Here is a 21793-nt window from a genome sequence, read left to right as displayed (position 1 = left end):
CATGGCCGTGGAGCAAGCCGCGCCGGCCAGGAGGCACCGCCTCGTGGTCGTCAATTTCGATGGCGCCTGGCAGTTCCCGCGCCTGGTGCGCCAGCTCGCGCTCGATCTGAAGGGGCGCGAGGACGGGCCGGAGGTGCTGTTCCGCACCATCCATGCCGAGGACGGCGACGACGGCACCCTGGCCCGCCGCCAGGCGGTCTGGGGCGTCGCGTTTCCGGTGGCGTATGGCGGCGACGTCGAGAGCCTGGTGGCCGATCTCACCGAGGACGTCGAGGCCCTGGAGCGCCGGCGCGTCGACCATCTCGCCCTGATCTATGTCGGTCCCGATCCGGCGCAGGATCCGGAGGGCGCCGCGCAGTTGCGCACCGTGGCGACGCGCATGCGCGAGGTGCTCAACGGCATGTCGATCGTGGCGGGCGACGTGCTCAGCATCGCCTGCCTGCGCGAGTTCGCCAGGGGCAGCGAGGTCGCGCCGCAGACCCTGGCCTTCCTGCGCGAGCTTCGCCGCGACCCGGCTCGGGCCGGGCGCGAGATTCTCGATTTCGGCTTCGTGCTGCGGCCCTCGCGCACCCGGACGGCGGATGTCGAGACCGAGCAATATCGCCAGTTCGTGTTGCTGCGCGGCGTGATCGTGCTGGCCCTGGCCCGGCGGGAGGGGCGCCAGGACGCGCCCCTGGCCCAGCAGTCCTCGCCCCTCGCTCAGTTCCTGCGCGCCACGACCGGCGAAGCCTTCCTGCTCCAGATCGACGGCGAATACGCCGCCCTGGCGAGCGAGCGCATCGCCATGCTGATCGGCAATTATCGCGAGCGGGCCACCGGCCAGACCATCGGGCGGCGTGAGGACGAGCCCGGAGGGGACGGGCCGGACAGGACCGGCGAGGCGGTGAATGCGGTCATGCGCCAGATCACCGATGCCATGCTGGTCCGCGAGACCGTCGGCATGGATCTCGGCGGCATCGTGCTCGGCGCCGGCAAGGCCGGCTCGAGCGACGGCGGCAGGCCGCCGGCGGAGAAGGATGCGCTTCCCCGGACGCTGCAGGCGTTCCACGCCCGCGGCCGCTACTGGTCCGGCGACCGGCAGCTCCTGCTCGAGCAGGCGCTGCGCGACGTGCCGATCGACATTCAGCGGATCGCCTCCGACATGCGCGACCATTTCGAGAAGGGCGCGGAGAAGACGAGCCATCAGATCTCCGGCAGCGACGACCGGAAGGTTCGCGACAGGATCGCCGAGATTCCCGTCGTGAATGCCGGCCTGACCGGATCGGCCGCCGCCGAGATCGGCAAGATGCGGCTCGAGGTCGAACGGATCCGCAACGAGAGAAAGGCTGCCGCCGAGAAGGCGAGGCGGGCGTTCATGGCCTCGCTCCTGCCGGCGCGGCGCGGGGGAGACAGGCGAGACGACGCCAATGCGCTGAATTTCGAGGGGTCGCCGCAATGGGGGCAACTCTCCGAAGCGCTCGCCGCCGTCATGCCCGCCTATCGCGGTCTCGTGCCGCGAGCCTATGTCTGGGCCTGGTGGCTGTTCGCCGCCGCGACGCTCGCGACGATCCTGGCGCTGGTCAGCGCCAAGACGCCGGATGACGGGGCGTCGGCGCTCCGCTTCCGCCTGTCGGCCATGATCCCCACGGGAACGGCGTTCATCGTCACCGCGCTGCTCGGCGCCGTCGTCTTCGCCGTCATCGTCCGGCGGCGCCAGCGCCGGTTCAGGGCGGCGCTCGACCGGGTCGGCTCGGCGCTGATGAGCGTCCGGAAGCTGGTCACGGACGCGCTGAACTCGGCGCACGAGTATGTCCTGATCACCCGCCAGCTGATCTGGCTCGATCTTCTGACCTCGGATTTCGACCGCCGTGCCGGCGAAGCCGATATCGAGGCTTTCGAAAGTGCCGTCACCGAGCTCACGCCCACGGACAGCCGCGGCGCGGGAGCGGCGCCGTCGGGCCAGGCCGCCGAGGACTTCTTTGCCGCGACGAGCGCGACCCTCGCCCGCGAGGTCTGCACGCGCTGGATCGCCGGCTGCGTCACGGCCGCGCAAGGTCGCGTGACCGCGGCCGAGGACCTGAGGTTCGTGCATGCCGACAGCAGCGGCCTCGCCAGGGCGAGCGCACCCGGGTTGGGCACGTTCGTCGGTGCCCCAGGTGTCTTCCTCTCGCCGCAGGAGATGAGCTACGTCTCGCTCGACCTCGACGGCGAAAAGAGGGGGTAGGGCGTGAGCGGCCGACCTGCCGACCCGGGCGTGATCTCAGAGCGGCCACAGACCATCGATCTGTGGCTCGGCATCTGCATGCCGCTGGCCATCGTCCTCGGCGCCTATGTCGGCGTGCTCCTGGCGGGGACCGGCAATCACGGCATCGCCGACAGCGTGATCCTGCTGCTTCGCGACCTGCCGGGGCTGGGGTGGCTCGCCGCCGGCTTCGAATGGCTCACCGATGCGCTCGATGCGATCGTGCCCAGCGGGTTTCAGCGCGCCCTGGAGGACTTCGTCGTCTCCGTCCTGCTCACCGCCCTGATCGGCCTGACGAGCTTCGGCGCCTATCGCCTATGGTTGCTGGTGCTGCGGCTGCTCGGCCGTTCGCCGCCATCGCCGAAGGCCCTCCAACCGCCCTTCGGCCGCGGTTCGGCGGCTTATCAGGCGAGCTTCTGGCTGATGATCGTCATCACCGTGATGATCGGCGTCATCCTGCCCCTGTCCGTGCTCGCCCTCGACTGGCTGGGCTTCCAGGACCAGCAGAAGGCGATCGCCGGGTTCTTCCCGTTCGGATTGCTGCTGGGGGCGATCTACCTGGTGCAGCACGCCTCGCCCCAGGCGCGGTCCCGGGACGGCCAGACGGCCGGAAGCCCGGACGGAACCGACCCGGCCGCGCCGGATGTGGAGGCGTTCGCAAGGCGTCTGGCGGCGGCCTATCCCGATCAACTGCTCGCCGACCAGGCCCTGAGCCCACCGCCGCCGCAGCAGCACGGCAAGGTCGTCGAGGCCGATGGCCCGACGGCCGCGCATTTCGAACGGCTCGAAGCGGCCGGGCGGATCGACGCACCCGACCGTGCGGCCCTGGCAGCCCTCGTGGCGGCGTTCACGGCGGAAAAGGATCAGCGCAACATCCTCTTCACCGAGCCGCTGTCGCCGTTGCACCACACCTTCATCGCCGAGGCGATCCATCTCGCCGAGGACAGCGGGGGCGGTGCGATCATCATCTGCCCCGAGGCCACCCGTGAGACTGTCGAGGCCGACGTCAAGGAGGCGCTCAACGCCCATTGCCTGCCGATCACGCAGCATCTGTGGCCCGATGAAAGGACCAAGACCAGCCGCAAGGACGAACGGGTGATCTCGACCGTCGTGTTCGCCAGCGAGAAGACGCTGGTCGAGACGGTGTTCGGCAGCGAGGTCCAGGCCTTCCGGCACGAAGCCGAACGCTTGCGGCTCGTCGTCCTGATCGATCTCGACCAGTTCGACGTGGCCCAGCTCCGCCTCGGGCTGGCCTTTCTCCGGGCCAGCGCGCCGGCCGGCGCCGTCCGCGGCATCGTCCACAGCGCGCAGCAGCACGGCGTCGAGAACCTCGTCCGCAACCTGTTCGGCCTGCGCACCGCCCCGTTTTCGAACCGGAGCCTTGGCCGGGCCTCCGGACCGATGCGCGCCCTCGTCTGGCGCAACAGCGCCGTCTGGCGCGACGAGCTGATCGATGCCGTCATCCCGCCCGCGGCGGCGCGGGGCGCGGCACCGATCCGTCGCCCCGCGGCCGCCGGTGCCTGCGAGCCGCTGCCGCTGCTCGGCCTCAAGGCGGCGCAGAGCGGGATCGGGCCCGCGCTGGTCGATATCGGCAGCGCCGAGAACAGGGCCCGCTGGGAGCAAGCCTGCTATACCAGGGCCTCGCCGAGCGCCGATGTTCCCAAGGCCGGCGACCTGCCGGACATGTTCCAGCACCGCCGTGCCAGCGTGCCGTCCGGCTCGCCCGACCTCGCCCTCCTCATCCAGGACCGCCAGAACCTCGCGACCGCCCTCAGCCAGCTGAAGCTGTCGCGCACGCGCCAGACGCGCGTCGCCCTGATCGCGAGCGAGCCCTATGCCCTGCGCGACGCGATCGTCGACAGCGTGCGGGTTGACGGCTGGTTCGACGACCGGTTCTCGCCGATGGCGCTGCGGCCGATCGAGGGCTTGCGCGAGCTCGCCTGGAATATCGTGGTCCACCTGATGTCGCCGCAGGCGGGCGTCGCGCGCTCCCGCGTCAAGGAATATTTCCAGCAGTTCCAGACCGGCGCCGACGGCCGCTCGCAGGACGCGTCGGCGCGGCCCCGGCTCCTGACCCGGCACACATTGTCGCCGACCCGCCTCGGCGTGCAGCGCCTGCTCGAGCTGGAGTTCTCCGGCCGTTTCCCCATCGTCGCGAGGCGCCGCTCCATCGACGGCAAGCGCCATCCGACGCTCGCCGAGGATCCGGCGATCGAGGACGACGAGTGGTTCAGCTGCGACAACATGCCGGCGCTGCGGGAGGCGCTCTTCGCGGATATTCCGATCCGGCAGGCCGGAGCGACGGGATCCTCGCCGAGCCGTGGCAGCGGCGCGCCGGACGGCGTCACCCGCCTGCCGCGCGACGATCACGGCCTCGCCTATGCCGCCGGAAGCGTCCTTCGCGGCGAGGATGGCGGCCGGCTGGTCAAGCGCGTCGGCCGGGACGGCATCTTCACCGAGGCGGAGAGCGGGGCCGGGGCGCTGGAGCCGACGAGGAACGAAATCTTCTGCCGGGCCTATGCGCTCGACCTTGCCGATCCGACCACGATCGAGGACCAGCCGCAGGATCTGCGGACCATGCCGTCCATCGAGGTCGAGACGCTGACCCTGTACACGCCGGTGCGCCGCTGCACCTATGCCCGGATCCTGGAGAGCTCGCTGCAGTCGGAGAAGCAGGCCCCCAGCGGGCCTCTGGACCTCGGCAGGTCCGAAGCCGCCGTGCAGCAGCACAAGGCGGCGATGGTCCAGGCGATCCGCATCACCGTCTATCCCGGCTTCGACGCGGTGACCGACACGTCGAAGACGGCCTTCGTCCTCGCCGTCTGCCTGTCCGATCTGATCGCGGCGCTGTTCCCGGCGATGGCCCACCGCACCGCGGTGCTGTCGCCGCAGGCCGAGCCGGCGGTCCGCCGCCTGATGGCGAGCCGCGACTCGCTGGAAGCGCATGTGCGCGCCCGCTATCCCCGCCTCGTCGCCGAAGCCGATCCGTCCACCGGCAAGGCGACGCCCCCGGCCGCCGCCGAGGAGGTCGACGCCCACCTCAAGGTGTTCTATCGGAACAACTTCTCGCACCATCAGGCGGAACTGGGCGAGACGCCGCTCGCCGTCATCGATCTGCTCGTGGTCGAGGACTGGCCGAGCAGCCTCGGCGTCTGCGGCGCGATCCGGGCCGATCCCGATCGCGTCTTCCAGGCGCTCGGCAAATATCTCGATTGGCTGGCGGCGAATGCCGATCGCCCCGATCTCTTCCACCGCTTCAGCGGCGACCGGCTCAGCGACGAGTTCGACTACGCCTCGGCCGCCGCCCTCCTGAACGCCATCAACGCGGACGCGGCGGACGGGCACCATGGCTCGCGCTGACCGCCGACCCGGCATCTTCGGCCGATGGCTGCGCCACCTCGTCTGCGCCGTCGGGCTCCTCCTCGTTGCCGCCGGCGGTGCCGCGGCGGCGGGCAAGCGCGTGGTCGGCATCGTCTACGACGATTCCGGCAGCATGGCCGGCCGGTCCAACCTGCCGGCTTTCGCAGCCCAGCTGCTGGCCTCCTCGCTCGATGTCGCCGGCAGCCGCGATCGCCTGTTCAGCATCCGCCTGAGCACGTTCGACAAGGCGCAGAAGCGGGCGGACGTCGCCGCGGCGCTCGCCCCGGGCGTATCTCCGGCCAGCGTGGCGGCGCTGAGGGCCCTGGGCGTGCCCGACATGCCCCGGACCGAGGCCATCGGCGCGACGACGACGCAGTCGGTGATCGACACCATCCGGACCGAATGGTCCAAGCCCAGCAGCGACACGCCCTACGGGCCGATCGAGATCATGCTCGATGCTCTGGTCGAGGCGACGGAACCCGGCGACGAGGCCTATTTCCTGATCCTGACCGACGGCGCGTTCAACGGCCCGTTGCCCGTGCCGGCCGCGCTGGCGCAGGACTACGCCGCCTACAAGGCCCGGCTGAAGGGAACGCTGCGCTTCAATTACGTGCTGATCGCCCCGCCGGGCGCCACGGAGCGGGTCGGCGGCCAGGATCTGCCGCTCGAGCGGGTCGTCGAGGCGCAGGGCGTCCGCGAAGCCCTGGCGCGGTCCTTCAACGGCAGCCCCACCGACGGTACCTTCGTCGTCCAGAACTCGGACGATCTGATGACCGCGATGTTCGACATCATCGCACGCATCAACACGACGGAGCGCACGGGTGCGGGCGGAACGGTCACCGTCGACGGGGCCCGGCTGCTGATCGATTCGCCGATCTCGCTGTCGCGCTTCGTCGGCATCACCGTGGCGGATTCGCAGGCAGGGCTGGCCACCGTCAAGCCCGGCAGCTTCGCCGAGCCGCCGGTGGCGCGCTTCCGCAGCGCCATGGCCGAAGCCGACAGGAATCCGGGCTGGGGCGGCCAGAAGCAGGAGGCGGCGACAATCCAGTATCGTTTCGCCCAGGCCCTCCCGCCCGGGCATATCGCCGTCGAGTTCGACCGGCCGATCTCCGCCGATCGGCTGTTCCTGTTCGACAGCCTGGCACGGTTCGAGCTCGGGCTGGTGGACGAGCGCGGCGCCGCTGTCCGGCAGGCCGCGGACGGCATCGCCGAGGTCGCCAAGGGACAGAGCCTCTACGTAACCGCAAGGCTGATCGATTCCGGGCCGGGCGGGGACGTGCCGGTCGACGCCACCGCCCTCACCGGCGCGACCGCCAAGGCCTTCCTCGTCGCGCCCGGGTCCTCGACCGATCTGGCGCTCGCCGCGGATGGCCCGAACAAGCGCTTCGTCGCGCAGGCGCCCACCGGGTCGACCGGCACCTTCGAGGTCGGCGGCAGCTTCAGCCTGGCCGGCTTCGTGCGCAAGGAGGCGCAGCGGCTCCGCTTCCGGGTGGTCGACAATCGCGCCGTTTACGAGGTGCGGCTGACCGCCACCGGATGCCCCGCCTGCGCGGCCGGGCAATTGGCCACGACGCTGCGGCGCGGCACGTCCGTCGAGACCGTCGGAACGCTCACGCTGACCCAGCGCATCGGCCCGCCGGCGCCGGTCCGCATGGCGCTGCAGGCGGCGCCGCCCTGGCTGACGCTGCGCGATGCCGCCGGCCGCGTCATCGGGCCGGAGGATGCCGTTCCGATGGATGCCAAGGGGCAGGCAACGGTCTCCATCGTCCGCGACCTCGATCGTCCCGACGAGGCGCAGACCTATGAGCGGCCCTTCCGCATCGCCCTCTCCGCCGTGCCGCCCTTCGAGGGAAGCTCCGCGGTGGAGGGCAGCGTCCGGGTGATCGTGCCGCAAGTCACGCTCGACTATCTCGGCAAGAGCATCGGGGCGGACGGAGCCGGAGCCCCGCCCCTCGACGCGACGGCGGGCCCCCTGACGCTGGATGCCGCGGCCCTCGCCAGGGGTGACGGCCGCTTTCGCTTCCGCGCCAAGAGCAGCGTCGATACGTTGCGGCTCGGCGATTTCGCCGTCGCGCCCATCAGCTGGTTCGTCGACCTCGTGCCGGGCCTGGAGCGGGACGCCGGGCGGGCCGGCACGCCGGACGAGACCGTCTCCGATGCGGACGTGATCACCGTCACGGCCAAGAGCCGCTGGTGCGCCTGCGCCCTGCTCCTGGCGGGCGGCCAGATCGACGTGACGCTGGCCGGTCCGGGCGGGAAGACCGTGACCGCGCCGCTGCGCGTCGCGCCGAGCTGGACCGAGATCGGCTGGAGCTGCGGCAGCATCCTGGCCGGCCTGCTCGCGGTGATCTGGCTGATCGGGGCCGTGGCGACATTCCTGCGGGCGGCCCGATTCCCGCCCGGTTCGACCGTCACCTATGTCCCCCGCGGCGCCGATATCGAGAGCCACACGGAGCTGCGCGCCTGGGACGGCCGCGGCAATTGGCGCACCGTGTTCGGCAGCCTGGTCTGGCGTATCTGCAATGCCCGCGCTTCGGTTCTCGGCCTGTCGCTCGAAGCGCGGCGCGGCGGTGCCACGATCTTCCTGCAGGACAGTTCCGGCAGCGTGAAGATCGAAAACGAAGCACGAACGATCGCCGCCTTGTTGAAAGAAGACCCGCAGCGTGAGAGCTTGCCGATCTATTGGCGGGACCGGTTCAGCGACCATCTGCAATATCGCTGGGCCGAGCTGCGAAAGACTTGACGGTGCGAGGCTCCGGAAGCGGCGGGCCTTTTTGCACGATTGCGGATTGTGTGGGCGCATGATCGTGTTTTTGTCGTGCGTCTGTGGAGGCGGACATGCGGGTCGCGGCGGCTGTCGTTCTGGGATGCCTCGTCGGCCTGCTGCCAGCGACCGGTCGCGCCGCCGGCCAGGGCTCGGTGCTGCCGTTGCCCAACGTGGAACGCACGCGCGAGGAAGTGAACCGGATCCGCGCGAACATGGTCGGCCTGGTGTCCGGCGCCACGGGCGGCGTCTACGCCCAGATCGGCTATGACCTGATGCGCCTGCTCGACGACCGCGACGGCGGCTCGCTGCGTGTCGCGGCCAACCTGGGCACAGGCGGCGTCAACAATCTCGACGATCTGCGCAATCGGCCGGGTGTCGATTTCGCCATCATCCAGGGCGACGTGGTGCAGGCCTATGGCGCCGAGCCGCGCTTCGAGGAGTTCCGGCAGAGGCTGCGCTACGTCAGCCGCCTGCATACCGAATATGTGCACGTGATCGCGCGCCGGGACATCGCAGCCAGGGCCGGGGGCACGATCTGTGCCCTGAAGGGCGAGCGCGTGAATGCCGGGGGCATCCGATCGGGCTCCGCCCTGACGGTCGTCAACCTGTTCAACCGCGCGCTGGGGCTCGGCGTCGTGATCGACGACAGCACCTCCACGCAGGAGGGACTCGACCAGCTGGAGACGGGCAAGGTCGCGGCGGTCATCTTCGTCGTCGGCCGCGGCGCGCCGGTGTTCGCCAACGACCGCACGGCCCGGCGCTTCGCCGAAGGCCTGGAATGGCTGACGATTCCTGCGACGGTGCTCAAGGACGGCTGCGGCGCGGCACCGGCGATCGATGTGCTGGCCGAGCAGCCCTATGAGGCCGCCCAGCTGACCAGCCGCGACTATCCCCAGCTGATCGAGGCCGGCGGCGCCGTCGATACTCTCGGCGTGCCCTCCGTGCTGGTGGCCTATGAATTCCCCAGCGGCCCCCGCGCCGATGCCGGCCGAACCTTCATCGAGCGCTTCTTTCAGCAGGCGCCGGACCCTCGCAGCGGCGTCGGTCGCGCCGGCGGCGGCTTCAGCTCCAATTGGTGCGGCATCGATCTGGCTTTGCCGGTCAAGGGGTGGGCGCGGCACAAGGCCGCCCAAGCATGGCTGGACGCCCATCCCGGCGCTCCCACGCGGATCGATTGCGCCGCGGCGCGCCCTTCCTTCTGCAGCTCGAACGACGCCCTGGCCGCGGAATGGGCCGACAGGGCCAGGACCGCAAACCCGCCGCTTGCGCCGCAGTCGCCGCAATTCCTGACGGAATTCATGGCCTTCAGGCAGCGTGAATGTCCTTGATGGGCGCAGTGCACCTTTCGATGTCCCGGCTCCCGCGGCGAGGCCTGCTCCTCCTGGCGGCCCTGATGGGCGTCATGGCGGCCGGTTGCGCCTGCGCGCAGGACTTCGCGACCCACACCTTCCATGTCTACGTGATCGAGATGAATGCCCTGGCCCGCCAGCGCGCGGCGGTCCAGGCCTATGTCGCCGACGGCTGGCGCCGATGGGGTGCCGCACCGGGCGTCGCGGCGCAGGACGGCGTCATCATCCTGCTGAACGGCGCCGGCAGCACCGTGCCGCTGACCTTGGAGCTCGATCACGATCGAGGCGATCAGGCCGAACGCATCGCCAGCTATCTCAGTCGCCAGCTTCTGCGTGCCGGCGCTCCCAACAGCCAATATCCCGGCCTGGATCTGGGCGAAGCGCAAGCGGAGGCGGCCAAGGCCGTCGACCGCCAGATCGACCGCGTCGACCGGGAGAGCAAGCGCAAAGGCACCTTCTCCGCCGGCAAGCTGACGGTCGTGGTCCATATCGTGGCGGACGAGGTGTATTTCCGCCGGCCGTCCGAGACCCGCCAGTCCTTGGGCGATTTCGCCTTCGCCGACGCCTGCTTCGTCCCGCCGGCCGACAGCGCCGCGATCGCCGAGCGCCTGCAGCGATTCCGCCTCGGCCCGGCGCAGCGGCAGATGGCCCTCGTCCTGGTCCAGCCGGGCGACCATCTTCTGGCTCCGGCGGTCGAACGGGCCGTCGCCCTGACGTTGGGCGGTCCGGATCCGACGGCGGCGGGCATGGTGGTCTACCGCGACGGCGCCGGCTGCATCGAGGCCGGCGATCCCATCTCCATTCCTCCCGCCAGCCGGACGGGCCTGTGCGGGCCGGGCACGATCGCCGGCGGCGAACGTCCCGTCCGCGACTCCCGCACTTGCCTGCCCGTCGGATCCGCCGAAGCCCCGTCGAAGCTCCAGGCGCGGCTCACCCAGGTGTTCGGCCCCTCTGCCGCCAACGCCACCCTCGCTCTCGCGCTGCCGCCGGCCAAGCCGCCGGAGACCCCGCCCCCCGCGCCGCCCGTGCAACCGCCCAAGGCGCCACCGCCTGCGCCGATCGCGCAACCGAAGCCGCGGCCACCCGCGCCTGCCCAGCTCCCACCCGCGCCTGCCCAGCTCCCACCCGCGCCTGCCCAGCTCCCACCCGCGCCTGCCCAGCCGCCCAAGCAGGCGCCGCCTCCGGTTCCGCCCGTTCGGCAGCCTCAGGTCGTGCCGCCATCGGCTTCGCTCGATCCGCCATCGGCATCCACCAGCGTTGCCAAGGACGGCACCGTCTGGGTGAGCGCGCAGCGCAAGCCGGTGGCCTCGTCGTCCCAGTTCGTCATCGAGGGGCGCCTCGCCGCGTCCGCCGCGGCCCTGACCATCATCGCCAAACCGCTGGAGGGCAGCGCCGGAGACCTGGTCGTCAGCCAGAAGGTCTCCGACCGGCCCACCCGCGGCGACTACGCCCTGGTCGTGCGCGTGCCCCGCGGATATCCCTGCCGAGAGAACGACCGCCTGTTCTTCACGTTCAAGCTCGACGGCCTCCGGGTGGATCCGGAGTCGCAGGGCATCTACGCCGTCGAGGTCGGCGGAGCGTGCGAAGGGCCGGGGATCGACGTCCCTTTCGGCCGGATGAAGATCAAGTGACGCGTGAAGCGCGATGGCGGCCGCGGCGGCGGGATTCCCATTGCCCTGATGCCGCTTACCCGATGCTGCGATTCAAGTCTGGATAGCGCTCCATTGCCGGGAGTGCGCCGCCCGTGCCGAGCGGTGGCTTGGCGGAAGGCGCGTTCGGGCTTCGGCAGGCGCGACGCCACCGTGCAGATCCGGAGGAGCCCGACGTGCCCATCTACTTCATCAGCGACACGCATTTCGGCGATTCTCGCGGGCTGCGCCTCGACCGCCGCCCCTTCCCCTCGGTGCGCGAGCACGACGAGGCCCTGGTAGCGCGCTGGAACGAGACCGTCGCGCCCGACGACACAGTCTGGCACCTCGGCGACTTCGCCCTCGGGCGCCCCCCGGAGCGGGCCAGCGACCTGCTGACGTGGTTGAACGGCACCAAGCACCTGATCATCGGCAACAACGATCCCCCGGCGACGCGCGAGGCGTCGGGCTGGGCGAGCGTGTCGCACTATGCGGAAATCAACGTCGAGGACACCGAGCTCGTGCTCTGCCACTACCCCTTCCGCACCTGGAACGGCATGGGGCGAGGCCGGATCGACCTCCACGGTCACAGCCACGGCCGGCTGAAGCCGATGCCGCGGCAGCACGATGTCGGCGTCGATGCCTGGGACTACCGCCCGGTCACGCTCGGCACCATCCTGGCGGGGCGCCGGCCCGCGGCGGCGAGCCGCTGACCCGGCGCGGCCGCCGCGCAGGCCTCATTGCGCCGGCACCTTCTTCAGGAAGCTGCCGTCGAAGGTCTTGCCGAGGTCGATGGCCTTGGCATCGAAGGAAGGATCGGTGACGGTGAGCAGGTCCAGCGTGCTCTTCATGCTGGCCGGATCGATGTCGCCGTCCACCGAGTAGATCGGGCGCGTCGCCACGAACGCCTTGATGTAGAGGTCCTTGTCGCCGAGCCAGTATTCTTCCGGCACGGCGGCGGCAACCTGCTCAGGCGTCGCCTTCTCCAGCCATCGCAGCGTCTTGGCGAAGGCGTTGACCAGCGCCTGCACCGTGTTCGGATTGGCGTCGATGAAGTCCTTCTTCAGGTACAGCACCGCCGCGGGGTTGGTGCCACCGAACACCGCCTTGGTGCCCTCGGCGGTGCGGGTGTCGACCAGGACCTTGATGGCGTCGAGCGCCTCGAGCTTGGAGATGACGGGGTCGAGATGGGCGATGGCGTCGACCTGGCCCTGCTGGATGGCCGCGACGGCCGACGGACCGCCGCCGACCCCGATGAAGGAAGCGTCGTCGGTGCCGAGCCCGGCCTTGGCCATCAGGTACTGCACGAAGATATGGGTCGAGGAGCCCGGCGCGGTGACGCCGATCGTGGCGCCCTTGAGGTCGGCGGCCGACCTGATCGTCTCGGCCTTGTCCTTGCGCACGGCCAGCACGATGCCGGGATAGCGGCCGAGCTCGATGACGGCGCGGATGTCCTGCTGCTTGGCCTGCATGCGGATCGTGTGCTCGTAGGCGCCGGTGACGGCGTCGACCGAGCCGCCGATCAGCGCCTGCAGCGCCTTGGCGCCGCCGCCGAAATCGTTGATCTCGACGGTGAGCCCCTGCTCCTGGAAATAGCCGAGCCGCTCGGCCAGGGTCAGCGGCAGGTAGTAGAACAGCGGCTTGCCGCCGACGCCCAGCGTGATCGACGTCTTCTCCAGCGCGGCGGCGGTGGCCTGGGAGAAGCCGGCGAGCGCGAGGGCGGCGGCCGTCAGGATGGTGCGCAACTTCATGGCGTTCCTCACGAGGTTCTATCGTTGAAAGGGGTCAGGCCTGGCCGCCGGCGGCGGGCGGGCGCCAGACCAGGAGGCGGTGCTCGATGCGGGTCACCACCCAGTCGATGACCAGCACGAAGGCCGAGAGCACGACCATGCCGGCGAAGACGCCGGTCACGTCGAACACGCCCTCGGCCTGGTGGATGAGATAGCCGAGCCCGGCGGCCGAGCCGAGATATTCGCCCACGACCGCGCCGACCAGCGCGAAGCCGACCGAGGTGTGGAGCGAAGAGAACATCCAGGACAGCGCCGAGGGCCAGTAGACGTTGCGGAACAATTGCCGCTCGTTCATGCCCATCAGCCGGGCATTGGCGAGCACCACCGGGCTCACCTCCTTGACACCCTGGTAGACGTTGAAGAAGACGATGAAGAACACCAGCGTCACGCCCAGCGCCACCTTCGACCAGATGCCGAGGCCGAGCCAGAGCATGAAGATCGGCGCCAGCACGACGCGGGGCAGCGCGTTGACCATCTTGACATAGGGGTCGAACACCGCGGCGACCAAGGGCTGGCGGGCGAACCAGAAGCCGACGGCGATGCCGCCGGCCGAGCCGATGACGAAGGCGAGCATGGTCTCGGCCAGGGTGATCCAAAGATGCTTCCAGATCGTGCCGCCGGCGAACAGCTTCACCACGCGCCCGAGCACGTCGAGGGGCGTGGAGAAGAAGAATTCCGGCAGCAGATATTTCCCGGCGATCGGCACTTTCGAGCCGACATGCCAGACCACGAGGAAGGCCACGGCGACCAGGGCCTGCAGCAGGAAGAGCTTGAGGGGATGGATCCTCACCGCGCCGCGCCCTCCTCGTAGGTCTTGGCCACCTCGGCCCGGAGCTGGTCCCAGATGCGCCGGTGCAGCGCGTGGAAGCGCGGGTCGAGCCGCACCTCGGCGGCATCGCGCGGGCGCGGCAGGTCGATCACGTGGTCGCCGATGATGCGCGCCTCCGGCCCGGCGGACATGATGACCACCCGGTCGGAGAGCGCGATCGCCTCCTCCAGGTCGTGGGTGACGAACAGCACGGCCTTGCGATCCTCTGCCCACAGACCGAGCAGAAGGTTGCCCATGATCTGGCGGGTCTGGGCGTCGAGCGGCCCGAACGGCTCGTCCATCAGCAGGATCCTCGGCCGGCGAATCAGCACCTGCGCCAGGCCGACGCGCTTGCGCTGGCCGCCCGACAATTGGTGGGGATAGCGCTCGGCGAAGCGGGCGAGGCCGACCTTGCCCAGCCAGTCGCGCGCCGCCGCCACGGCCTCGCGCCGCGGCGTGCCGGCGACCTCCAGGGCGATGGCGACGTTGTCCAGCGCCGTCTTCCAGGGCATCAGCGCATCCTGCTGGAAGAGATAGCCGGCCCGGCCGTTGAGGCCGGCGAGCCGCTCGCCGAAAATCTCGACCCATCCGCCCGCCGGCTGCAGCAGGCCGGCGACGGCGTTGAGCAAGGTCGACTTGCCGCAGCCGGTCGGGCCGACGATGGCGACGAACGCGCCCTCCGCCACCGCGAGCGACGTCGGCGCGACCGCCTTGTAGGCGGGGGCGCCCCTGATGGCGAAGGCGACGCTGACCTCGTGCAGGGCGACCGCGCCGACCGGCAGGCCGCCGGCGGCCGCGCCGTCAGGGGGCCGCCGAACGGCCAGATCCATTGCGTGTCCTCCCGGATATCTCGTCTTGGCCACGTCTCGGCGCAGCAGGCCCATGCCGGGCGAAACTTTCATTCGCCCGGGCAGTTGGCAAGGTCCTGCCTGCGATGCGAGCCGGCCCGGCTTTCGCGCGGCCGGCGAAGCAGGCTATGACAGCGCCATGCGCTACACCTTCCGCCAGCTCGAATATTTCATCGCCGCCGGCGAGACCGGGAGCATCACGCTCGCCTCCGAGCGCATCAACATCTCGCAACCCTCGATCTCCACCGCCATCTCGCATCTGGAGCAGGAGCTCGGCGTGCAGCTCTTCGTGCGCCACCACGCCCAGGGCCTCTCCCTGACGCCGGCCGGCCGCACGCTGCTGCGCGAGGCCAAGCGGGTGATCGAGCAGGCCGAGGCGCTCTATACCGTCGCCTCGGAGGCGGGGGACCAGGTGCGCGGCCAGCTCACCGTCGGCTGCCTGGTGACGCTGGCGCCGATGGTGCTGCCGGAACTGACCCATTCCTTCACGTCGGCCTTCCCGGCCACGCAGATCCGCCACGCCGAGAACAACCAGGAGCGGCTCCTGGAGGGGCTGCGCCGGGCCGAGATCGACATCGCCCTCACCTATGACCTGCAGATCCCCGATGGCATCAGCTTCGCGCCGCTCGCCAGCCTGCCGGCCCATGTGGTGGTGGGCGAATCCCACCCCTTCGCCCGCCAGACCGCCGTCAGCCTGCGCGAGCTCGCCGGCGAGCCCCTGGTGATGCTCGACCTGCCGCTCAGCCGCGAATATTTCCTGGCCCTGTTCATGAAGGAGGGGCTGGAGCCGACCATCGCCATGCGCTCGGCCTATCCCGACGTGGTCCGCACCATGGTCGCCAACGGCTACGGCTACACCCTGGCCAATGTCCGGCCGCGCTCGGACCTCGCCCTGGACGGGCGCCGCGTGGTGCGGGTGCGCCTCGCCGGCGAGCACCGGCCGATGCGGATCGGCACGGCGACGCTGAGCCAGCTCGCCAAGTCGCGCCTGGTCACCGCCTTCGAGACCCATTGCCGCGCCTTCGTCTCCGACGCCTACATCCCTGGCATGGTCGCCCCGGACACGGAACGGCGCGTGCGCAAGGGGTGAGGGAGGCGGGGCGACCGGCTGAGGCGCCATCCCGGCGCGCATGGGCTACGCTCCTTCGCTGAGCGGGCGGCGGCATGGCAGTGCAAACCTTGCCGCTGCCTGAGTTCGCGTGGATGGGCGGGTCAAGCCCGCCCATGACGGTCGCGGGTGATGCTGCCGTTGAGTCCTTGCCGCCACGGTTGCGTCATGGGCGGGCTTGACCCGCCCATCCACGCGAACACCGCCGGTGACATGAGGACCGCGCCGCCCGCCCCTCCCCTGCTTTCGCTTCCGCGAAGCAGAAGCCCCAAAAAGACTAATTCTTCCGATCCGGGCCCGGTGCTTTGATGCGTCGTGGCGGCGCCCCGACCGGGTTGCGGCACCATCCGGCCGGCCGGCGCGACAAGACCGCCAAGCAAAGGCGAGGCGCCCGACCGGCGACCAGACAGGGGACGACGATGATCAAGCATCTGCTCCGCAAATCGATGACGACGGCGGCCCTGCTCGCGCTCGGCCTCGGCCTTTCCGGCGCCGCCGAGGCCGGCACCATCCGCCTCGGCATGACCACCTGGGTCGGCTACGGCCCGCTGTTCCTGGCGCGCGACCTCGGCTACTTCAAGGAGGCGGGGCTCAACGTCGACCTGAAAATCATCGAGGAATCCTCGCTCTACATGGCGGCGGTCGCCGGCGGCGACCTCGACGGCGCGGCCTCCACGGTCGACGAGCTGATGAAATACCGCTCGTCCGACCTGTGCTTCAAATATGTCCTGGCGCTCGATGACAGCCATGGCGGCGACGGCGTCATCACCCAGGCGGACGTCACCTCGCTGAAGGACCTCAAGGGCAAGGCCGTCGCCTTCAACGAGGGCTCGGTCTCCGAGTTCTGGTTCAACGTGCTCCTGAAGAAGGAGGGCATGACGGAAGACGACGTCACCGTCACCAACATGACGGCGGACGATGCCGCCGCCGCCTTCATCGCCGGCCGCGTCCCCGCCGCCGTGACCTGGGAGCCGCACCTCACCGAGGTGCGCAAGCAGGGCAAGGGCAAGGTGCTGGTCGATTCCGCCTCGACCCCCGGCCTGATCGTCGACGTGGTGGCGCTGAAATGCGACGTGATCGACAAGCACCCCGACGACGTCAAGGCGCTGATCAAGGGCTATTACAAGGCCGTCGACTACATCAAGACCAACCCCGACAAGGCCTATGAAATCATGGCCAAGGGCGTGGGCGGCTATCTGGAGAAGCCGGCCGACTTCGCCGACGCCGCCAAGGGCGTCAACTATTACGGCCGCGAGCGCAACGCCGAGTTCTTCGGCACGCCCGAGAAGAGCGAGGCGGCGGACCTGGTCAAGTTCGCCCAGGACATCTGGGGCAAGGCCGGCAAGCTGAAGATGCCGATCGACACCGCGACGATCCTCGACACGCGCTTCATCAAGAGCGAGTGAGGTCAAGGGGCTGACGCCGGAGCTTCGGACTCGACGCCGGCCAATCCCCTCCCCCTTGCGGGGAGGGGTGAGGGGTGGGGGTCCATCAAGACAGGGCGCACCCTCGGTCGAAGAGCGCCGGTCCGATCCTGAGACGTCGAGCTCCATGCCCACGACCCCCACCCTTTATCCCTCCCCGCAAGGGGGAGGGAAGGCCCAAGCGTCGCGCTTCGTTTGACAACGGTGGCATCTCGCCTACCCCTAGGCGGAGCCGCATGCAGCGCCACTTCGGCCCATCCGGACGACCTTCCACGGAGGACCCCTCATGGCACAGCGCCGGACGGCCTGGACGCGGCTGACGACGCCGTTCGCCGGCATCCCGAAGGAGGCGGTGCTCGCCGCCGGCGCCCTGATCTGGGTCGCGGTCATCGGCGGCTGGGCCGTGCTCTCCTATGGCGGCGTGGTGCCGAAGATGTTCCTGCCGACGCCGGGCGTGGTCGCCTCGACCGCCTGGCGCATGGCCTCGGACGGCACCCTCGCCTTTCACACCCTGACCAGCGCCGAGGTGGTCGTCATCGGCTTCCTCGTCTCCTCGGCCATCTCGGTGCCGCTCGGCCTGTGGATGGGCACCTACCGCGTGGTGCAGGCCGGGCTGGAGCCGCTGGTCAACTTCATCCGCTACCTGCCGGTGACCTCCTTCGTGCCGCTGTTCATCCTGTGGATCGGCATCGGCCTGGAGCAGCGGGTCACCGTCATCTTCTTCGGCACCTTCTTCCAGCAGCTGGTGATGATTTCCGATTGCGCCCGCGGCGTCTCGCGCGACCTCGTCAACGCCTCCTACACCCTCGGCACCAAGCGCCGCGAGGTGGTGTGGCACGTCATCTTCCCCGCCGCCCTGCCCGCCATCCTCGACACGCTGCGCGTCACCATGGGCTGGGCCTGGACCTATCTCGTCGTCGCCGAGCTGGTCGCGGCCTCGAGCGGCCTGGGCTATATCAGCCTCAAGGCGATGCGCGGCTTCCAGGTCGACGTCATCTTCATGGCCATCGCAGCGATCGGCATCCTCGGCCTCGTCACCGACACGGCCTTCCGGATCCTGCGGGCCAAGGTGGCGCCATGGGCGAGCTGACGGGGAGCGCGGCGGCCATGCGGCAGTCCATCGGCGCGATGCGCCATTCCAGCGAGGTGATCGGCGTGATGGATCCTGCCGGCCCCGAGGCGACGCAGCCCGGTCCCTCCCGACAGCCGACGCGTCTCGCCGTCGAGGCCGTGACGCTGCGCTACGGCGGCAGGCCCGGCGTGCTGGCGCTCGACGACGTGTCCCTGACGGTGGCGCAGAACGAGTTCTGCGTCATCGTCGGCCCCTCCGGCTGCGGCAAGTCGAGCCTGCTCTACCTCGCCGCCGGCCTGCAGGACGTCACCTCGGGCCGCATCCTGCTCGACGGGCGGGAGGTGGTCGAGCCCGGCCCCGACCGCGGCATGGTGTTCCAGAGCTACACGCTGTTCCCCTGGCTGACGGTGCGCGCCAACATCGAGTACGGCCCGAAGCGTCGCGGCCTGCCGGCAGCAGAGCGCCGCGACATCGTCGAGCACTACCTTGCCGAGGTCGGCCTCGTCGCCTTCGCCGACCATTACCCCGCGCAGCTCTCCGGCGGCATGAAGCAGCGCGTCGCCATCGCCCGGGCGCTCGCCAACGACCCGGCGGTGCTGTTGATGGACGAGCCCTTCGGCGCCCTCGACAGCCAGACCCGCGGCACCATGCAGAAGCTGCTGCTGCGCGTGTGGGAGCGCCAGCAGAAGACCGTGCTGTTCGTCACCCACGACATCGACGAGGCGCTGGTGCTCGGCGACCGGGTGCTGGTCATGACGGCGCGGCCCGGCCGGATCAAGGCCGAGATCGAGGTCGAGCTGCCGCGGCCACGCTCGATGGCGCAGATGCTGGAGCCCGATTTCATCGCCCTGAAGCGCCGCATCCTCGGCCTGCTGCACGACGAAATCGACGAGGACCATTGAGGGGAGGCGCGGAGGGGGGCGTCGGGTGCTCGTTCGACCGTGGCGTCGTGGAAAGCCGAATCCCATCAGCCTGCACCGCTTCCGGCATCCTTCCGAGTTCGCGTGGATGGCCGGGACAAGCCCGGCCATGACGCCGCGGGTGAGGATGACGTGGTGCACAGGCGGCAACCGCTGTGCCGTGGGGAAGGTCCCGCGACCTTTCAGCGTCATGGCCGGGCTTGTCCCGGCCATCCACGCGAACGCTGCCGGTGCAGGATCAAGCAGCGCGGGTACCGCGGTCCATCCGGTAGAAGAGCAGGCAGGATGGGCTATGGAGCCCACCCGTGACATAAGCGGACGCCCCGGGGGAGAGCCGAACCATGGACACCGTGCAGACCGTGACAGGAGAGGCGGCGCCCCTCGATCGCCCCGACCAGACCCGGCGCACATCCGCCCGCGACCCGCGCTACGACATCCTGTTCGAGCCGGTGCGGATCGGCCCGGTGACGGCGCGCAACCGCTTCTATCAGGTGCCGCATTGCAACGGCATGGGCTATCGCGACCCGACGGCCCTCGCCCATATGCGCGGGGTCAAGGCCGAAGGGGGCTGGGCGGTGGTGTGCACCGAGCAGGTGGAGCTTCACCACTCCTCCGAAATCACCCCCTTCATCGAGCTGCGCCTGTGGGACGACCGCGACATCCCGGCCCTGGCGCGCATGGCCGACAAGATCCACGAGCACGGCAGCCTCGCCGGCATCGAGCTCGCCTATAACGGCATGAACGGCCCGAACCTCTACAGCCGCGAGGTGCCGATGGGGCCGGCGCACCTCCCCGTCGCCACCTTCGGCTATGACCCCGTGCAGGCCCGGCGCATGGACCTGGCGGATATCCGCACCCTGCGAAAATGGCATCTGGAAGCGGTGCTGCGGGCCAGACGCGCCGGCTTCGACCTGATCTATGTCTATGCCGCGCATGCCCTCGGCTTCCTGCACCACTTCCTGTCGCGCCGCTTCAACGACCGCACCGACGAGTACGGCGGCTCCCTGGAGAACCGCATCCGCCTGATGCGCGAAATCACCGAGGAGACCAAGGCGGCGGTCGGCGACACCTGCGCCGTGCCGCTGCGCATCTCCGTCGACGAACTCCTGGGCGAGGGCGGCCTCTACCGCGAGGAGGTCGAGGACATGATCGGCCTGATGGCCGAGCTGCCGGACCTGTGGGACGTCACCCTGGCCGGCTGGGAGAACGACAGCCGCACCTCGCGCTTCGCCGAGGAGGGCGCGCAGGAGCCGTTCATATCAGGCGTGAAGAAGCTCACGTCGAAGCCGGTGGTCGGTGTCGGCCGCTACACCTCGCCCGACCGCATGGCCGCCCTGGTGCGGAAAGGCATCGTCGACCTGATCGGCGCCGCCCGGCCCTCGATCGCCGACCCCTTCCTGCCGCGCAAGGTCGAGGAGGGCCGCCTCGACGACATCCGCGAATGCATCGGCTGCAACATCTGCGTCTCCGGCGACTTCACCTCCTCGCCGATCCGCTGCACCCAGAACCCGACCATGGGCGAGGAATGGCGCAAGGGATGGCACCCCGAGCGCATCCGCCCCAAGGCCACCGACAAGCCGGTGCTGATCGTCGGCGCCGGCCCGGCCGGGCTCGAGGCGGCGCAGGCGCTTGGCAAGCGCGGCTATGCCGTGACGCTGGCCGAGGCCGGCACGGCGCTCGGCGGCCGGGTGCGCCAGGAGGCAGGGCTGCCCGGCCTCTCCGCCTGGATCCGCGTGGTCGACCACCGCAAGCTGCAGCTCGACCAGCTGCCCAATGTCGAGGTCTTCTTCGACAGCCGCCTCACCGCCGAGGACGTGCTCGGCTTCGGCTTCCCGCGTGTCGCGGTCGCGACCGGCGCCACCTGGCGGCGCGACGGCGTCGGCCACCGCCATACGAGGCCGATCCCGATTGCGCCGGACGCGGCGGTGCTCTCGCCCTCCGACATCATGGCCGGGCGCCTGCCGCCCGGGCGGCGCGTCGCGGTGTGGGACGACGACCACTATTACATGGGCGGCGTCATGGCCGAGCTCCTGGCGGAGAAGGGCTACGAGACGCTCTACCTCACGCCGGCCTCGGAGGCCTCGACCTGGACGCGCAACACCATGGAGCAGCACCTGATCCAGACGCGCCTCCTGGAGAAGGACATCGCCATCCAGGCCTTCCGCTCGCTCGACGCGGTCGAAGCCGGCGGCCTCGCCACGTCCTGCGTGTTCACCGGCCGGCCGGAGCGCCTCGAGGCCGACGCGGTGGTGCTGGTGACGGCGCGCCTGCCGGAGGAGCAGCTGGCGCTCGACCTCGCGGCCCGACGGCCCGACTGGGCCGCGGCCGGCATCGAGAGCGTCACCACCATCGGCGACGCCCTCGCCCCGGCGACCATCGCCCACGCCACCTATGCCGGCCGGCGCTATGCCGAGGAGCTCGACGCCGAGCCGCCGCCTGAGGGCACCCTGCCCTTCCGCCGCGAAATCACCAGTCTCGTTCCACTGGACTGAGGGTGC

The 21793-nt window shown here is 70.2% G+C and carries 14 protein-coding genes; 11 read left to right on the top strand and 3 right to left on the bottom strand.

The features are described 5' to 3' along the window. Window position 1 precedes the first annotated feature (1 nt). The 6 genes from QO011_RS12875 to QO011_RS12850 all read left to right on the top strand — a co-directional run bounded on the left by QO011_RS12875 (window position 2) and on the right by QO011_RS12850 (window position 12038). Window positions 2–2203 carry a hypothetical protein gene (locus QO011_RS12875; protein WP_307272399.1) on the top strand — a complete coding sequence of 734 codons (2202 nt, stop codon included), beginning with the start codon at window positions 2–4 and terminating at the stop codon, window positions 2201–2203. 3 nt (window positions 2204–2206) lie between these two features. After that, the gene (locus tag QO011_RS12870; protein WP_307272397.1) at window positions 2207–5581 is read left to right on the top strand and encodes a hypothetical protein; all 3375 of its coding nucleotides are present in this window, start codon (window positions 2207–2209) and stop codon (window positions 5579–5581) included. Then, the gene (locus tag QO011_RS12865; protein ID WP_307272395.1) at window positions 5568–8324 is read left to right on the top strand and encodes a hypothetical protein; all 2757 of its coding nucleotides are present in this window, start codon (window positions 5568–5570) and stop codon (window positions 8322–8324) included. The genes QO011_RS12870 and QO011_RS12865 overlap by 14 nt, the downstream gene beginning before the upstream one ends. Before the next feature lie 95 nt (window positions 8325–8419). Beyond that, complete coding sequence (locus QO011_RS12860) at window positions 8420–9676, top strand: TAXI family TRAP transporter solute-binding subunit (RefSeq protein ID WP_307272394.1); 1257 nt, start codon at window positions 8420–8422, stop codon at window positions 9674–9676. A gap of 20 nt (window positions 9677–9696) precedes the next feature. Beyond that, complete coding sequence (locus QO011_RS12855; protein ID WP_307272393.1) at window positions 9697–11328, top strand: hypothetical protein; 1632 nt, start codon at window positions 9697–9699, stop codon at window positions 11326–11328. 194 nt (window positions 11329–11522) lie between these two features. After that, complete coding sequence (locus QO011_RS12850; protein ID WP_307272391.1) at window positions 11523–12038, top strand: metallophosphoesterase family protein; 516 nt, start codon at window positions 11523–11525, stop codon at window positions 12036–12038. A 24-nt stretch (window positions 12039–12062) separates the two neighbouring features. On the opposite strand, the gene QO011_RS12845 is transcribed toward QO011_RS12850, so the two are convergent. Genes QO011_RS12845 through QO011_RS12835 form a run of 3 tightly spaced genes read right to left on the bottom strand, consistent with a single transcriptional unit; the run spans window position 12063 to window position 14753 of the window. Next, window positions 12063–13076 (bottom strand): ABC transporter substrate-binding protein, encoded by a 1014-nt coding sequence (locus tag QO011_RS12845; RefSeq protein ID WP_307272389.1) that lies wholly within the window; start codon window positions 13074–13076, stop codon window positions 12063–12065. Between the two features lie 34 nt (window positions 13077–13110). Then, entirely contained in the window at window positions 13111–13899 is a 789-nt protein-coding gene (locus QO011_RS12840; protein ID WP_307273147.1) for an ABC transporter permease, read from the bottom strand. Between the two features lie 2 nt (window positions 13900–13901). Further along, window positions 13902–14753, bottom strand: a complete 852-nt coding sequence (locus tag QO011_RS12835; protein WP_307272387.1) for an ABC transporter ATP-binding protein — start codon at window positions 14751–14753, stop codon at window positions 13902–13904. Window positions 14754–14910: 157 nt separating this feature from the next. Between QO011_RS12835 and QO011_RS12830 the strand changes: the two genes are divergently transcribed. The 5 genes from QO011_RS12830 (at window position 14911) to QO011_RS12810 (ending at window position 21787) form a co-directional block, all read left to right on the top strand. Beyond that, complete coding sequence (locus tag QO011_RS12830; RefSeq protein WP_307272385.1) at window positions 14911–15861, top strand: LysR family transcriptional regulator; 951 nt, start codon at window positions 14911–14913, stop codon at window positions 15859–15861. 437 nt (window positions 15862–16298) lie between these two features. Then, window positions 16299–17285 carry an ABC transporter substrate-binding protein gene (locus QO011_RS12825; RefSeq protein WP_307272383.1) on the top strand — a complete coding sequence of 329 codons (987 nt, stop codon included), beginning with the start codon at window positions 16299–16301 and terminating at the stop codon, window positions 17283–17285. Window positions 17286–17589: 304 nt separating this feature from the next. Further along, window positions 17590–18393: an ABC transporter permease gene (locus QO011_RS12820; RefSeq protein ID WP_307272381.1), complete on the top strand. Its 804-nt coding sequence runs from the start codon at window positions 17590–17592 to the stop codon at window positions 18391–18393. A 68-nt stretch (window positions 18394–18461) separates the two neighbouring features. After that, window positions 18462–19277 carry an ABC transporter ATP-binding protein gene (locus QO011_RS12815; RefSeq protein ID WP_370881953.1) on the top strand — a complete coding sequence of 272 codons (816 nt, stop codon included), beginning with the start codon at window positions 18462–18464 and terminating at the stop codon, window positions 19275–19277. A 359-nt stretch (window positions 19278–19636) separates the two neighbouring features. Then, window positions 19637–21787: an oxidoreductase gene (locus QO011_RS12810; protein ID WP_307272378.1), complete on the top strand. Its 2151-nt coding sequence runs from the start codon at window positions 19637–19639 to the stop codon at window positions 21785–21787. Window positions 21788–21793 lie beyond the last annotated feature (6 nt).

The organism is Labrys wisconsinensis (assembly GCF_030814995.1).
In the GTDB taxonomy this organism is placed as follows: Bacteria; Pseudomonadota; Alphaproteobacteria; order Rhizobiales; family Labraceae; genus Labrys; species Labrys wisconsinensis.
The sequence above is the reverse complement of the archived record's forward strand: the minus strand, read 5'-3'. Positions and strand labels throughout refer to the sequence as shown.

Excerpts from the sequence above, each read along its gene's own strand:
- QO011_RS12815 (WP_370881953.1), top strand. The coding sequence starts at position 18,462 with ATGGATCCTGCCGGCCCCGAGGCGACGCAGCCCGGTCCCTCCCGACAG.
- QO011_RS12860 (WP_307272394.1), top strand. The coding sequence starts at position 8,420 with ATGCGGGTCGCGGCGGCTGTCGTTCTGGGATGCCTCGTCGGCCTGCTG.
- QO011_RS12865 (WP_307272395.1), top strand. The coding sequence starts at position 5,568 with ATGGCTCGCGCTGACCGCCGACCCGGCATCTTCGGCCGATGGCTGCGC.
- QO011_RS12830 (WP_307272385.1), top strand. The coding sequence starts at position 14,911 with ATGCGCTACACCTTCCGCCAGCTCGAATATTTCATCGCCGCCGGCGAG.
- QO011_RS12825 (WP_307272383.1), top strand. The coding sequence starts at position 16,299 with ATGATCAAGCATCTGCTCCGCAAATCGATGACGACGGCGGCCCTGCTC.
- QO011_RS12845 (WP_307272389.1), bottom strand. The coding sequence starts at position 13,076 with ATGAAGTTGCGCACCATCCTGACGGCCGCCGCCCTCGCGCTCGCCGGC.
- QO011_RS12855 (WP_307272393.1), top strand. The coding sequence starts at position 9,697 with ATGTCCCGGCTCCCGCGGCGAGGCCTGCTCCTCCTGGCGGCCCTGATG.
- QO011_RS12875 (WP_307272399.1), top strand. The coding sequence starts at position 2 with ATGGCCGTGGAGCAAGCCGCGCCGGCCAGGAGGCACCGCCTCGTGGTC.
- QO011_RS12835 (WP_307272387.1), bottom strand. The coding sequence starts at position 14,753 with ATGGATCTGGCCGTTCGGCGGCCCCCTGACGGCGCGGCCGCCGGCGGC.
- QO011_RS12810 (WP_307272378.1), top strand. The coding sequence starts at position 19,637 with ATGGACACCGTGCAGACCGTGACAGGAGAGGCGGCGCCCCTCGATCGC.
- QO011_RS12820 (WP_307272381.1), top strand. The coding sequence starts at position 17,590 with ATGGCACAGCGCCGGACGGCCTGGACGCGGCTGACGACGCCGTTCGCC.